Raw genomic sequence first — 14,498 nt, 5'->3', positions numbered from 1 at the left:
ATAGCCAACGAGTTACCTAAGTAAATATACGGAAAACTAGGTAATTTATCCTCTGAAGTGTTGCAGAATATGGAAATACTAAATTGTTTCAAAAACGAGCTTACCTTTACTTAAAATATAATAACAGTTAGTGTTACCAATCTCTTACCAGATTAATTTAAAGTTTAAATACTATAACAATAATTTAAGTGGAACGTAATGCTACAATAGCTATCTTAGAGTAGTTTAGCGCAATAAAAATTTAAACAATGAAAAAATATAAATGCTTTTTATATCTGACTATCTTTACCTTGTTAAAACTTTCGGTTTACGCGCAACCAACCGATCTGTTTATTTCTGAATATGTGGAAGGTTCTAGTTTTAATAAGGCGATAGAACTATACAACGGTACCGGCGCATCAATTAATCTTGCTACTGGTCAATATGTATTAGAAGTTTATTTTAATGGAAGTACAAGTAGCACTTCTCTGGCTCTTACCGGAACTATTCCTTCGGGCAGTGTGTTTGTGCTTGCGCATCCTTCTGCTGTGCTTTCGTTTACACCGAATGTCAGCACAAGTGTGATTAATTTTAATGGAGATGATGCTGTGGTGCTTCGTAAAGGTGGAGCCACAGGCTCAATATTGGATGTTATCGGCGAAGTGGGTTATGATCCTGGCACACAATGGGGATCTGGCGATACATCTACCTTAGATAGAACCTTGCGACGGAAAGCTTCTATTTGTCAAGGGGATATTACAACATCAAACCCTTTTTATCCCTCAATAGAGTGGGATGGATTTCCTTTAAATACATTTAATGGTTTAGGCTCTCATAGCGTTTCATGCAGCGCGCCAGGAGTTGGACTCACCTTATCACCAAGCACGCTTAATTTTACAACCACCGCGAACGTAACATCACAAGTTCTGACATACACACTAACTGGAATTAGTCTTACTTCACCAGTGAGTATAATAGCGCCACAGTATTTTCAAATTTCCTTAAGTTCCTCAGGACCTTTTCTAAGTTCCTTGTCTATTCCAGCAACATCATTCAGTCCGAATCCAGTAATTGTTTATGTGATCTACACACCTGTGAGTGTTGGAACAAGCAGTGCTATCGCAACACATAGCAGTAGTCCATTTTCAGCGACATTAAATTTGTTTGGAACCGCACTAGGCTTAACACCGATTTCTCAAATACAAGGCGCAGGTCCTGCAAGTTCTTACACGGGACAAGTTGTGGCCACGCAAGGAATTGTTACTGCGGATTTTCAAGGCACGAATGAACTAGGAGGATTTTTTATCCAAGATCCAGTTGGAGATAGCAACCCATTAACGTCAGAAGGTATTTTTATTTACAATACATCTTTTCCAGTAAATGTTGGCGATCTTGTTACTTTAAGTGGAACCGTTGAAGAGTATTTTAATAAAACGCGCATAAAATCATTAACTTCTTTAACCGTTCAAAGTACTGGTAATACTATAGCTCCGACTACAGTTACCTTACCTTTTGCAACTTTAACAGAACCAGAAAAATGGGAAGGTATGCGTGTGCAATTCACACAATCCTTAACTGTTACAGAAGTATTTACGCTTGCGAGATATGGCGAAGTTTCCTTATCAGCAAACGGAAGATTATTTAATCCAACAAATTTTGTAGACCCAAACGATCAACCAGCAATTGGCACAACCTTTAATGGAAATAGCAATGTGGCCGCTGTTCTTGCACAACAAGATTTAAATGATCGCAGCCGAATTTTATTGGACGATAAAAGTTCTGTACAGAATCCTCCAATAGTACCTTACGTGGATGCTGTGAACAACACTCTTCGTTGTGGCAGCACGCTTTCTAATTTGGATGGGATAATGGATTATGATTTTAGTATATACAGAATACAACCTGTTACCACGCCAAATTTCATATACGCGCCACGTCCTGCAGTGCCTTCAGTGGGGGCAAGTAATGTAAAGCTCGCTAGTTTTAATGTGTTGAATTATTTTAATGGAGATGGCGCTGGTGGTGGTTTTCCAACAAGCCGAGGTGCTGATACGCCAATTGAATTCACCCGTCAGCGGGTTAAAATTATAGAAGCTATCAAACAAATTAACGCAGATGCTCTTGGTTTAATGGAAATGGAAAATGATGGAAACGGAGCGCAATCTGCAATTCAAGATTTAGTAAATGGTTTAAATGCATCGATAGGAGCACCCACATATACCTTTGTTCAAGATCCAACAATCATAAATGGTGGAACCGGTACCGATGAAATTAAAGTAGCGATGATTTACAAACCTTCAAAGCTCACACTAGCTGGATTAGCAATTGCCAACGATAGCAGTGTTAATAATCGCCCGCCATTAGCGCAAACATTTGTACATAATGCAACGCAAGAAAAGTTTTCGGTGATTGTCAATCATTTTAAATCGAAAGGCTGTACAGGTGCTTCTGGTGTTAATACTGATCAAAATGATGGACAAGGTTGTTTCAATAATTCTCGCAAAGATCAAGCGGCGGCGTTGCTTCTTTTTGTCAATAAAGTGAAGACCTTAGCAAATGACAGTGATGTTTTAGTTATTGGTGATTTAAATTCTTACGAACAAGAAGATCCTATTGATTTGTTGTTGAATGGTGGTATGAGTACATTGCTCACAAATGTTTACTCTTACGTATTTGGCGGACAGTCGGGATCATTAGATCACGCGCTCGTTTCTTCTTCTATGTTAGGGCAGGTGAGTGGCGCGGCCAAATGGCATATTAACGCTGATGAGCCAATTGTTAAAGATTACAATCAGGAATTTAATCCGGCTTACATGTATGATGTTGATCCTTTCAGATCTTCAGATCATGATCCGGTGATTATTGGACTTGCACTGCCAGTTCCAAACATTACAGGACTAACTTCAAATAATCTTTCTCAAACGTTTGTAAAGATTAAACCAAATCCGTCTTCTCAAAAAAATGTAACCGTTGAGATTTCTTCGACGCTTGATGGATCCGTAACCATTGAAGTTGTGGATCAAATAGGCAGAAACATTTTAACGCAAGTGAATGGTATTACTAAAGGAGCTAATGAAATCCAATTGAATTTGCCGGAGATGAAAGACGGATTTTATTATGTAAAAATTAGAAACGAAAATTCAACGAGCGTTCAAAAACTCATAAGAATAAATTAGTCTTTAGCTTTCAAACGCTCGTGATAGGCCTGTTAATTTTTATTGACTAGTTGTACTACTTGTTTTGAAAATTTATCATCCAATTAATTCCGTATTTATCAGAAAACTCTCCGAAGTACGCTCCAAAAAACATATCTGCCATAGGCATAGTCACGTTTCCATCCACAGACAGTTCGTTAAACAGTCGGTCTGCTTCTTCTCTTGTTTCAGGTTCAATGCATAGGTGCATGTTATTTCCTTTCGTTAAGGTAAATCCCATTTCTTTAGGCGCATCAGTTCCCATTAAAATGTGATTTCCTGTTATTGGCAACTCAACGTGCAGTATCATTTTTTTAATTTCTTCTGCAATTGGCGGATGTTCTGAACTTGCAGGAATATCCCCAAAACGTTGAATACCTTTCCCGATAAATTCAGTTTTAAAAACCTTTTTATAAAACAAAAATGCTTCTTCGGTTTTGCCATCAAAATTTAAGTAACTACACACCCTTGCTTTGCTGCTAATTTTATTTTGTTGACGAAGTTTGAATTTTGATTCCAAGTATTGGTCAAGGTTTTGCATAGCCATGGTAAAGCCCTCTTTAAAGCCAACTTCAATTACTTTTTCAAGAGCTTCCAAGCTTTCGTATTGAATGGTAATGTTTACAATTGTCGTTTCTGCATTTTCGCTAAAAATATTTGTCCAAAAAGAGTTAGGAAATTTTTCACTCACATTTCCATTTTCATCACAAAAATTATCAATGTAGGAATAGCTCTTTTGGTGTTCTATTTTTTTGTAGTCCGCTTTGCACCAATGCATTTCGTCTTTTGGACTAATCATTGAATAGAGCCACATTCCACCCTCTCTAAAATCCATTGTTTTTGTTTTGTTTTTATAAGGCTTCGGAGCCCACCATTGGTCAAGTATTTCCGGATTTGTCCAAGCCTCCCAAACTAATTCAAGGTCTGAGTTAAATTCACGTTTTACGTTTACGGAGTTCTTTTTTTTATTGACTGTAAAGTCAAATAGGAGTGTTGATTTCATTTTCTCTTATTTTTTAGTGTTAGTAATACTTCGTCGAGTTGGTTAAATCGTGCTTCCCAAATCTTCCTGAATTGATTCAGCCATTTGTCAATTTCTTTCATTTTGTTTATTTCAAGTTGGTAGTAGATTTCTCTGCCTTGTTGTTTTTGCGATACCAATTCACACTCTGTTAAAATGCGCAAATGTTTAGAAACGGACTGTCGCGTCGTATCAAAATGTTCGGCAATGGCATTTGGTGTCATTGCATGTAATGCGATTAGGGTAATAATTGCTCGCCTGGTTGGGTCGGCTATGGCTTGGAAAACATCTCTTCTCATTTTTAAAGGTTTTATTTATGAAGCTAATCGGTTGCAAATATAAGTGCAACTATTCGGTTTCGCAAATATTTTTTGTAATTTTTTTAAGTCTTGCTTGAAAGTCTAGATAATAGGTTTGTCAGTGACGTTTTATGAAATTCTTGGGTGGATCTTTCGACGCTAAAAATTGATTGAAGTGAAGACCATTTTATTTTTCACATATTTCTTTCAATTTGTCTAGTGCTTTGGGATAGGTCTCATTCATATAACTTAAAAATTCTTCTACTATGTCTAAATCAACGGTAACGGTTGTGTTCCCATTGTTTTCTTTGAAGGTATAGTTTTCAAATCCGTTTGCCCATTTTTCAACCTCTGGTCCTTCTGTAATTTCCTTATCAGCTTTTAATAGACCGTAATGTTGAATCGACACAAATTTGTTAGGAATGTTTTCTGCTATCCTGGAAACCATACCTCCCTTTTCTCCTTTTTCATCTACTCCAACAAATAGAATTTTATTTCCCCTGTTCCAACTTCCTTCATAGCTGGATGTTGGGTTAAACAAAGAAGTCCATTGCTCATAAGTTGATTTACGATTGATACCAAGCATAAAATCATATATCTTGGCCACTGGGGCATTAATGCTTACTTTGAATTGTAACTTTTCCATAGTTTTAATATTTGTTTAAATTGATCTTTTGTTTTTATTGTCCTACTTAGTATTTATCAAAATGTCTGCCGTCTGATAAAGTCTGGGCTATTTGCGGTTTCGGGGCTTGCGCCGGCGGGCTTTCGGAGCTTCACCTGTCTAAACGCACCCAACTTTATTTATTGCTCAATGTGTCTATTCCCTCGTCCACCCGCTGACGCAATTGCCCCGTGTTATGCGTTGCCAAGCCTCCATATTATTGTTCCGTTTTTAGTTTATTTTAATGATATATACAAACCTAGAAATCAACTTCACTTGTTCTTCTAAAGTCAATTTGTCAAGCTTACTGAATTCATTCAAGACTGGTTTATTTGGAAGTAAATCGATCAGTGAATTTAAATAGGTTGTCTTAATTGCATAAGTTACTCCTTCTGCGCCCAAAATCTTTGCGTTGATTATCCCGACAACATTCCCTTGCTTATCAAATAAAGGGCCTCCACTATTACCACCCTGCACTGGAGCTGATACTTGATATGTCGTTACATCACCCTTATACCCTGTTTTCGCGCTAATCACACCGGTGGTTAATTTTATTTCTTCACCCATTGATCTTATCATTGGATAACCGAGCACAAAAATATCTTCACCAGTCTCCGCATTTTTACTTCTGATGGAATAAGGTGTTGGATCATATTTAGCATCCTTATTTTCAATTTGTAAAATAGCAAGGTCATTCTTTTTGTCTTCTACGACAACCTTTGCGGTGTAAGACTTGTCAAAGCTACCATTAATACCACTCAATTCGATTTTTTTAGCTTTCTCTATGACGTGGTAGTTTGTTACAACTAAGCCGGTTTCTGTCAAGAGAAAACCTGTTCCTGTTTTCGGTGTTGAAAATAAAGCTGATCGGATAATTGGATTGAGCAAATCTTCCTCGATGATTGTCAACGGCTTATTGGAGATAAGATCTTCCCCAATTTGTTCATCAATCAATTTTGTCTCGCCTGGTGCAGAAGAGCAAAAGATATAATGTGTTTTGGGAAACTCTAAGTCTAAGTTGATTATTTGATAACTAACTTGTTCACCATCCTTTGTCTCAGTAGACATAATTTTTAATTCACCCTCATTAAAGAAAACGCATTTAATAATTTCTCCTCCTTTTAACTCATATATGTCGCGCCGATTCATTTTTATCTTGAACGTTGATTGATTGAAATTAGCTGGACTGATAAGAAATATTATTGCGCTGTCTTTAATGTTAAGACTGTCTTTAATTTTTAGAGAATTGCGTTTTACCTCTGACAAAGATCGAATAGCCCTTTTCCCATTTTTGGAATAGTATTTTACATCATCATGTGAAATATAATTTCCTTCAGATCTTTTTGTATTATAAAAGATATTATTGTTGTTAACATAGGTTATAGTACAAAAAATCAAATCTCCGTCCTTTTTAAAAATAGTGTCTGTCTGACTGTGAGCCAAAAAGGTCAACGTGAAAAAAAGGATAGTAATCAGCTTGGTCATATTAAAATGTATCTAAATGTTCGTCTGTCGGCTTGGTTACGCATAATGGATTCGGGCTTTGCGCCGGCGAAAAAACGATTTCGACGATGCTAAAAAGTTCCGATGTCCAGTGTGAAGTTAAAATATTTTGAGCATTTGCAAAAACGAAAAACAGTCTGCGAAGCAGGCAAAATATTTTGCAAATGCATATACAAATGTCCGCTGGCGCCAAACCCGTGTTAGCGGTATGTGCCTTCGTTTCTAAGCTACAGCCTTTTTACGCGTAGAAACTTTTTTTGAAGACGAATGTCTTTTTGCTCTACGCGATTTTATGAAATCTGAGATTGTTTTCTCCTCTTCTTTTGTCAGCGGACCTTGTCCACCTATAAAGTCAACGTCAAGTTCTTTTGTTTTTTTCATGTTAGAAGTTTTTAAAATATTTGTCAATTAATTTAAGCGCAGATTCTTTTTCAATAATCATAAGTCGTCCACCGAAATGAACCGCTCCTAAACTTTCTTCATAGTGTTTTACTATTTGTGACTTTGAAATGAATGATACATTACCTTCATGTCCACGTTGAAAGGATAACTGGCAGGCGAAAGCTACTAAGTTGGCTGGAACCCCAGAATAAATTTTAACTTGTCCCTTGTTAAAAGGTGCACTTTCAATTAAATGAATATAAACATGGTCATTCTTAATCTGTAGACTCAAAAGTCCTTGGATAATGTTTTGATTATTTACAATTGTCAGTTTATAAACGTCGCGCTCGGGAAATTTGAATTCCGATTTCCAATCAAAAACCCAACCTGTTTTTTTAGTCAAAAGTTTCAATTCATCTTTTGAAAGTAGAACTATTGAAGTCGGGAAACTGTCCCCTGTTATAACGTTTTCAATTGAATTCGTCAATTTGTCAACGATGAAGTCTAAGCCTGAATTTTTTCGTTTTTTCACAACTCTAATTTAATGAAAATGGATGAATTTTGCAAGTCTGTATGTCTGGAAGGCTTGTGGTCAGGCTTTACCGCTAACTACTCGCCTGGTGTGTAAACAAACGGTTACAAATGCTCATAAGCGTTTGTAACCGACTAATCAAAGATATAAATTTATTTTAATGAGGGGTAACTGCACAGCAAATTACAGCGCATGGCGAAATTATAATTATGATTTTAGTGAATCAGGAATTCGCGTTTAACTCAATAAAAACGGGCAAAATCATAGCAAAAGCCATCATTGAAAATGAAACAATGAGGATAAGTTTATTTTGCTTTAAAGCACGTTTTGCGTTTTGTGTCATATTAAATTTAATCAAAAAATCAAAGTTCTACTTTTGGTTTGTCATAGATGATTTGAGCCACGAATTTCACGAATTAACACAAATAAATTTTGTTAGTGAAAATTAGTGTAATTAGTGGCAGAATGCATCTGGCTTTATCTTAGGGCTATTCTTTTTCTTATTAAGCGAAAATTTCCCAGTAAGCCATTTCTTCTGTGGTAATAACAGCTGGGTGATGTTTAGCCCGTTTCTCATTTTTATTAATTTCCTCAAGTTTACAAAGTTTTCCTTTAACAGCCACTTTATTACCTAAATTATTTTTAACATCTCCAACAAGCATTAACCATTCATTTTCAATTTTTAGGATAAAAGTTTCTTCCGGTTCATTTATCGTTTTAATAAAGGCATCAAGAATATCACCTTTAAGTTCTTCGTCATTTTTCATATCTCTTGTGTTAAGTCTCACCTCTAAGCGATTTACAATAGATTTCACGCCCTTAACGCCGGCTACAATTTGTTCGGTAAGAAGTTTTTTGGAATAATTGGTTACTGTTCCGTACAGAGTTACTAAGCCATGGTTCACACTTATTGAGATGTCGCGTGGTTTTATAGCGTCAATTAGTTCCATCCAGGCATTTTCTGTTAGACTGTCTTTTTGTGTTTCGTTGATTGTTTTCATGGCAATGAGTTTTATAGAATAAAAGTTCTGTATTTTCTTTTACAAGATTAAGACAGGAAGATTACCCCGATATTAACTGAATTTTAAATTTAAGAGACAAGAATTATTTCTTCAGTTGTTTAATACATGCTGGCCTAATACATGAGACATTGTTAATTTATAGTTAAGTAATAAACAACAAAATATTGGAAACAGGCTTTTGTTTAAGGAAAACAGATTCAAATGATAAAATGAGATCCGAATAATTTAAGCTACTCTTAATATTAGAATACTTTTTATACTGTAACTTGCAGTAAGTAATTTTAGAACTAAGAACTATGAAAGCAATAAAAGAAATTATGCAAAACTTTCCCTCGTACTGCGCTAAACAAGATAAACTGCAGATTACCGCCGATCGCATGTCGCAATCGAAAGTGTCTTTTTTACCGGTAGTAGATGAAAACGAAAACGTAATTGGAACCGTTAATTTCGAAGATGTTCAAAGTAGGATTAATACCGATAAGTTTTTCGATGATAAACTTTGCGTTGGAGATGTTATGAGATCGGAATCTAATATTATAACTGCATACGATGATGAAGCTACTGCTCTGAGAATGATGCGTAATAGCCACACATCGCATCTTACTGTTGTAGATGAAAAAAATCACCTGAAAGGGGTTGTTAGTTTTATTACGCTAGCGAGAAGAATTGTTCTGTTAAAACAAGAGTTAGGCAGAGATGCTGATCGATTAAAAGTAAGAGGTCTCGGACTTTCGATGTAAACTGCTCAAATTAGTTTTTAAAGTTGAGTGCGAAGCTGTGAAAGCGGCTTTTAAAATCATACTGTATTTCAATTCCATACAAAACACAAATACTTTGCACAATCGCTAAGCCCAGTCCCATCGATTCGTTCGAAGCCTCATTCTTTTTAAAGCGTGTAAATAAATCGTCCGGTTTTACTTTTAAATTTTCTCCTGTATTTGAAATTGTAATGCTTTGAGTGGATAGTTCAATTTTAATTTCTCCTCCTTTAAAATTATGACGAATGGCATTTTGTAATAAATTAGTAAACAAGATGTCTGCCAATGCAGAGTTCATTTTTACTGAAAGTGGACTCGTAATCTGAGTATTTAGTTTGATCTCTTTTGTGTCTAATAAATCTTCAAAGTTTTCTTTTATTTTTCTTATTGTTTTTTCAATGTCAATTATTTCCGCTTCTTTAAACTGGTTATTTTCTATTTTGGCAAGAAGCAATAAGGCTTTATTTAGCGAAGCAAGTTTTTTCGTTGTATCGTCAATGGCTGCCAACTGACCCATTTCTTGCTCTGTTAAATTAGGCGATTGAATTAGCAAACCAATGTTCGCTTTTATTACCGCTAAGGGTGTTTGCATTTCGTGCGATGCGTTTTCTGTAAATTCTTTTTGTTGCAAAAAATCTGAGTGTATTTTTTCGGTCATTTTGTTCAGACTTTCATTTAGGGAATTAAATTCTTTTGTACCAGATTTTTCAAAGTTTGTGAAAGAATGGTTTTTTATGTCGTAGGCATTTAATTTTTCTACAGTCAAATAAAACGGTTTCCACAAGGTTTTTGATAACAGCCAACTTAGTGCAAAAAAAGCGAGTACCAAAAATGAAACAATGAGTATAAAAGACGAAACCAAACCTTCCAACAATTCTTCTTCTTCCATAGTAGGACGGTGGATCTCAAGCTTATAATTTTTATTTTCTTTCTTAAAGTAACTGCTAATAATTCTATAATCTATGTTTTCTTGTTCTAGGGAATCGTAAATTAGTTTATTAGAAAAAGTATGACCTTCTAGATTTCCTGGAGCAGTTGTAATTGTGGTGAGTTCATTCAGATTAATGTTCAAGGGCTCATTACTTTTAATGATTGCTGATTCCAGATGATGTTTTTCCCTCAACAAAGCTTCATCTACTCCATCTTTTATTTCTTGTGAAATTAAATGGTAAGAAAGAAGTCCGGCTATAACCAGCAAAGGCATACTTATAAGCAAATAGAATAAAAGAGTTTTACTGATTAACTTCATGGTGATTATCGTTTTTTATTCCGTTATCATACTGCGTTTTTTTATAACTCAGAGGGAGTAAGGCACGGAGGCACCGAGTTTTTGAAATTTCTCCGTGTAACTCTGTCTCTCTGTTTCTCTGTGTTAAATATTCACTGGGTTTTGACCGTTCCCTCTGTGCCTCAGTGTCTCTGTTTCTCTGCGTCAAAATTACTCTGCATAACGGGTATTCATAAATTCACCTTAAAATTATAACCAATCCCATAAATAGTTTGTACATAATCTGTACAGCCTTTTTCGGTTAATTTTTTCCGAAGATTACGCAGATGGACGTAGATAAAATCGTGACTATCCATTTGATCAGAATCGTCGCCCCACAAGTGTTCGGCAATACTGTTTTTAGAAAGTACACGGTTTTTATTACTAATAAAAAAAAGTAAAAGAGCGTATTCTTTTGAGGTAAGGTTTACTGTTTCTCCGTTTACACTTACATGCCTTTCGTCAGGAATAATTTTTATTTCATTTATTTCAATCGTTTTGTTGCCGTCAAAACTTTTTCTTCGATTCAAAGCCTTGATACGAGAATTCAGTTCAGCTAAACTAAAGGGCTTAACGAGGTAGTCATCTGCACCCAAATCCAGACCACTTACTTTGTCATCTGATGAGTTCTTTGCTGATATAATAATGACTCCGGCTTTAGAGTTCTCTTTTTTTAATTCCCGAACAATGTCAAGTCCGCTACCCTTGGGCAAGGTTATATCTACCAAAATGCAATCGTATTCGTAAATGGATATTTTTTCCAGAGCTTTTACATAATCATTCGCCGACTCAACCACATATCCTTCCTGATGTAAGTACAACTTAATCGATTTTCTAAGTTCGGCTTCGTCCTCAATCAACAGAATTTTCATACACAAATATAGCCTCTAAATCTTAAGATATTCTAAAGGATTTCTTTCGTTTCCGAATTAAGAGCATCTGAATTATATTTTCTAAACCTTCTGTATTAATATTTAACCACATAGGAAGATAGGAACAACTGAAACGCATAACATAGTAACACATAGAATGTGAAGCTTTGCTTCACATTCTATGTGTTCTTATCTGAAACTTCTGTATTTTTCTTTTCTATTTACCCTATGTGCCAATGTGGTTTAAGTAGTAGGGATTCGCGGGCCTACTAAACTCTTGTAACTAGATAGTAGAAAGAGATATTTTTAAACTTTAATTTAAGGTTTTATTCTTCTACTTAAGATTTACTTAAGATTGTGCATGTAACTTTGCTTTATGAAACACGAACTCTCAGCTAAAAGAAATGGATTCTATAAAATTCCACACTTAATATTCTTTCTCACATTTATTTTTCTTTTCACTCAAATTTCTGGGCAAGCCGATATTTCTATTTCGGGACAAGTAAAGGATAAAAACGGTGTATTGGCTTATGTGAATGTGGCTTTGAAAAAAGAATCAGATAGTAGTTTAGTAGCTGGTAGCATTAGCAACGAAGAAGGTCGTTTTGTGATTTCCAAAGTTGTGCCCGGAAAATATATTCTGGAAACGTCCTTTATCGCTTATCAAACAAATAAACAATCTTTATTCATTGGTACGCTAAATAAATTTTATGATGTGGGTGTTATTACTTTATTGGATGATGCGAATGTACTCAGTGAAATAGAAGTGAGTGCCAAGCAAGATGAAGTAACTGGCAAAATGGATAAAAAAGTGTTTACGCTTGAAAACAATGTGAGTCAGCAAGGTGGAACAATTCTTCAAGCTATTCAAAATCTTCCCGGCGTAACAACACAAGATGGTAAAGTTCAGATTCGTGGAAGCGATAAGGTTGTTGTGTTGATTGATGGTAAACAAACCGCTTTAACGGGTTTCGGTAATCAAACAAGTCTTGACAATATTCCCGCTTCGGCTATCGATAAAATAGAAATTATAAATAATCCATCTGCAAAATATGATGCGAATGGTACAGCAGGAATTATCAATATTATTTATAAGAAAAATAAACAAGAAGGCTTTAATGGAAAAGTTGGTCTGGCTGGTGGACTAGGGGCTCTGTGGATTAAGAAAGATAATTTACCAGGCATTAGACCTCAATATCAAAATACGCCAAAAGTTAATCCTTCACTTTCTTTAAACTACAGAAAAAACAAGCTAAATATATTTGCGCAGGGTGATTATCTTTTAACACACACACTCAATAAAAATGAGTTTGTGGATCGGTATTATAATGACGGACAAGTAATTCGTCAGCAAACAAAACGGAATAGAAATACAACTATTGGAACTGCTAAGGCAGGCTTTGATTGGATGCCCAACGAGTTCAATCAATTTAGTCTATCTGCTTTGTATAGCTCAGAACATATTTTAGACAATGGTGATGAACCTTTTTATAACAGGGATTTATCAGATCAACAACGTTTATGGAAATTTTTAGAAGACGAATTGAAAACCACAGTAACGGCTTCGGGAACTTATGTACACAAGTACAAACAACCAGGACATCATTTAAGTTTGGGATTAAACTATACTTTTCACCGTGAAGATGAGAAATATAATTTCACAAACATTCTTCCAAGTTATTCTGGCTTTGATGCTTTTAAATTATTGTCTGATGAACACGTTACAGATTTCACAATGGACTATGTTAAGCCTTTAAAATACGGCAGAGTAGAGGGTGGGGTAAAATTCAGGTACCGTAATATTCCGACCAATATGCAATTTATTCCTGGCTTAAATTCACCTTTAGATACAAACGCGGGTGGTTGGGCTAATTATGAAGAAACCATTCCTGCTCTTTATGGAAACTATGTGTTAGAAAATAAAAAATTTGAATTGGAAGCAGGTTTAAGGATTGAATATGTGAATGTGAATTATGAGGTCAATCCAAACCACAACACGTACAAAAGCAATGGATATAATTATACGCAACCATTTCCAAATGTTCGTTTGGGATATAAAATCACAAGTAATAGTAAAATTAGTGCTTTTTATAACAGACGTGTGGATAGACCGAATGAAGTGGATATTCGCATCTTTCCTAAATACGATGATGCTGAAATTATTAAGGTAGGAAATCCTGCTTTAAATCCGCAGTTTACAAATTTGTATGAACTGGGTTATAAAAAAAGTTGGAAGAACGGTTATGTTTATGCAGCTGCTTATCACAGATCAGCGCAAGGAACAATTACGCGCATTGCTTCTACAATTCCGGGAAGTACCTTAATTTATTCTATTATGCAAAACGCCAACAAAAGTTATAACACAGGTTTGGAGTTATTGCTTTCACAGGATATTAAAAAATGGTTTTCGTTTAACGTGAATTTTAATGGCTACCAAAATATTATCGATCCTTTTACTGTTGAGAATAAATATCCAGTTGTCAATACATTTACTGCGGAGAAACAAAGTGTCATTTCCTATAACGCAAAATTTAACGGTATTGTGCACTTAAAGAATAAATGGGATGTTCAATTAGCTGCAATTTATTTAGCACCTGATTTAATTCCACAAGGGAAAATAAACACACGTTTTTCTCTGGATATTGGTGTTAAGAAACAAATTCAAAAAGGAAAAGGCGAAGTGTTTTTAAATGCAACAGATTTATTAAACACGATGCAAATTAAAAAAGAGATTCAGGGAAAAGATTTTAAATATTATAGTGCAGATTATTATGAAACACAGGTGGTAAGGATTGGGTATAACTATAAATTTTAGTGATGGGATTGTTTCCCGCTTTTTTAACCACAGAGGCACGGGAGGAAGGAAGTTCCACTGAGTAGAGGATAAAAACTCCGTGAAACTCTGCGGTTAGGTGCTCAAGATAGCGCTTCTTTTAACCACAGAGGCGCGGGAGTAAAAGAGTCGCACAGAAATTTTATTAAAGTATTGTGTTTTAGCTCTGCGAA

The 14,498-nt window shown here is 35.4% G+C and carries 12 protein-coding genes; 3 read left to right on the top strand and 9 right to left on the bottom strand.

What is annotated here, in order from left to right; all coding sequences use genetic code 11:
• Nucleotides 1-248 precede the first annotated feature (248 nt).
• A complete protein-coding gene (locus P2086_RS17480; protein WP_317898053.1) occupies nt 249-3,155 on the top strand; it encodes an ExeM/NucH family extracellular endonuclease in 2,907 nt (968 codons plus the stop codon).
• A 55-nt stretch (nt 3,156-3,210) separates the two neighbouring features.
• On the opposite strand, the gene P2086_RS17475 is transcribed toward P2086_RS17480, so the two are convergent.
• From P2086_RS17475 to P2086_RS17445, 7 genes are all read right to left on the bottom strand, one after another.
• Nucleotides 3,211-4,176, bottom strand: a complete 966-nt coding sequence (locus P2086_RS17475) for an SRPBCC domain-containing protein (protein ID WP_317898052.1) — start codon at nt 4,174-4,176, stop codon at nt 3,211-3,213.
• On the bottom strand, nt 4,173-4,493 hold the full coding sequence (locus P2086_RS17470) for an ArsR/SmtB family transcription factor (RefSeq protein ID WP_317898051.1): 321 nt from the start codon (nt 4,491-4,493) through the stop codon (nt 4,173-4,175). The genes P2086_RS17475 and P2086_RS17470 overlap by 4 nt, the downstream gene beginning before the upstream one ends.
• Nucleotides 4,494-4,680: 187 nt before the next feature.
• Nucleotides 4,681-5,139: an SRPBCC domain-containing protein gene (locus P2086_RS17465; RefSeq protein ID WP_317898050.1), complete on the bottom strand. Its 459-nt coding sequence runs from the start codon at nt 5,137-5,139 to the stop codon at nt 4,681-4,683.
• Between the two features lie 249 nt (nt 5,140-5,388).
• Nucleotides 5,389-6,600 carry a S1C family serine protease gene (locus P2086_RS17460; protein ID WP_317898049.1) on the bottom strand — a complete coding sequence of 404 codons (1,212 nt, stop codon included), beginning with the start codon at nt 6,598-6,600 and terminating at the stop codon, nt 5,389-5,391.
• A gap of 282 nt (nt 6,601-6,882) precedes the next feature.
• The gene (locus P2086_RS17455; protein ID WP_317898048.1) at nt 6,883-7,041 is read right to left on the bottom strand and encodes a hypothetical protein; all 159 of its coding nucleotides are present in this window, start codon (nt 7,039-7,041) and stop codon (nt 6,883-6,885) included.
• Nucleotide 7,042: 1 nt separating this feature from the next.
• On the bottom strand, nt 7,043-7,573 hold the full coding sequence (locus tag P2086_RS17450; protein WP_317898047.1) for a hypothetical protein: 531 nt from the start codon (nt 7,571-7,573) through the stop codon (nt 7,043-7,045).
• A 503-nt stretch (nt 7,574-8,076) separates the two neighbouring features.
• On the bottom strand, nt 8,077-8,574 hold the full coding sequence (locus tag P2086_RS17445; RefSeq protein WP_317898046.1) for a BON domain-containing protein: 498 nt from the start codon (nt 8,572-8,574) through the stop codon (nt 8,077-8,079).
• 317 nt (nt 8,575-8,891) lie between these two features.
• On the opposite strand from P2086_RS17445, the gene P2086_RS17440 reads away from it, so the two are divergent.
• Nucleotides 8,892-9,335, top strand: a complete 444-nt coding sequence (locus P2086_RS17440; RefSeq protein ID WP_317898045.1) for a CBS domain-containing protein — start codon at nt 8,892-8,894, stop codon at nt 9,333-9,335.
• 10 nt (nt 9,336-9,345) lie between these two features.
• Here P2086_RS17440 and porY read toward each other — a convergent pair whose 3' ends face one another.
• A complete protein-coding gene (gene porY, locus P2086_RS17435; protein ID WP_317898044.1) occupies nt 9,346-10,602 on the bottom strand; it encodes a PorY family sensor histidine kinase in 1,257 nt (418 codons plus the stop codon).
• A gap of 209 nt (nt 10,603-10,811) precedes the next feature.
• Nucleotides 10,812-11,492: a response regulator transcription factor gene (locus tag P2086_RS17430; protein ID WP_317898043.1), complete on the bottom strand. Its 681-nt coding sequence runs from the start codon at nt 11,490-11,492 to the stop codon at nt 10,812-10,814.
• Nucleotides 11,493-11,868: 376 nt separating this feature from the next.
• On the opposite strand from P2086_RS17430, the gene P2086_RS17425 reads away from it, so the two are divergent.
• Nucleotides 11,869-14,307: a TonB-dependent receptor gene (locus P2086_RS17425; RefSeq protein ID WP_317898042.1), complete on the top strand. Its 2,439-nt coding sequence runs from the start codon at nt 11,869-11,871 to the stop codon at nt 14,305-14,307.
• Nucleotides 14,308-14,498: the final 191 nt, after the last annotated feature.

It is taken from the genome of Aurantibacillus circumpalustris, from assembly GCF_029625215.1.
In the GTDB taxonomy this organism is placed as follows: domain Bacteria; phylum Bacteroidota; class Bacteroidia; order B-17B0; family Aurantibacillaceae; genus Aurantibacillus; species Aurantibacillus circumpalustris.
The sequence above is the reverse complement of the archived record's forward strand: the minus strand, read 5'-3'. Positions and strand labels throughout refer to the sequence as shown.

Bases quoted from the DNA above. Each gene is read 5' to 3' on its own strand.
- P2086_RS17480 (WP_317898053.1), top strand. From the start codon at position 249: ATGAAAAAATATAAATGCTTTTTATATCTGACTATCTTTACCTTGTTA.
- P2086_RS17475 (WP_317898052.1), bottom strand. From the start codon at position 4,176: ATGAAATCAACACTCCTATTTGACTTTACAGTCAATAAAAAAAAGAAC.
- P2086_RS17470 (WP_317898051.1), bottom strand. From the start codon at position 4,493: ATGAGAAGAGATGTTTTCCAAGCCATAGCCGACCCAACCAGGCGAGCA.
- P2086_RS17465 (WP_317898050.1), bottom strand. From the start codon at position 5,139: ATGGAAAAGTTACAATTCAAAGTAAGCATTAATGCCCCAGTGGCCAAG.
- P2086_RS17455 (WP_317898048.1), bottom strand. From the start codon at position 7,041: ATGAAAAAAACAAAAGAACTTGACGTTGACTTTATAGGTGGACAAGGT.
- P2086_RS17445 (WP_317898046.1), bottom strand. From the start codon at position 8,574: ATGAAAACAATCAACGAAACACAAAAAGACAGTCTAACAGAAAATGCC.
- P2086_RS17440 (WP_317898045.1), top strand. From the start codon at position 8,892: ATGAAAGCAATAAAAGAAATTATGCAAAACTTTCCCTCGTACTGCGCT.
- porY (WP_317898044.1), bottom strand. From the start codon at position 10,602: ATGAAGTTAATCAGTAAAACTCTTTTATTCTATTTGCTTATAAGTATG.
- P2086_RS17430 (WP_317898043.1), bottom strand. From the start codon at position 11,492: ATGAAAATTCTGTTGATTGAGGACGAAGCCGAACTTAGAAAATCGATT.
- P2086_RS17425 (WP_317898042.1), top strand. From the start codon at position 11,869: ATGAAACACGAACTCTCAGCTAAAAGAAATGGATTCTATAAAATTCCA.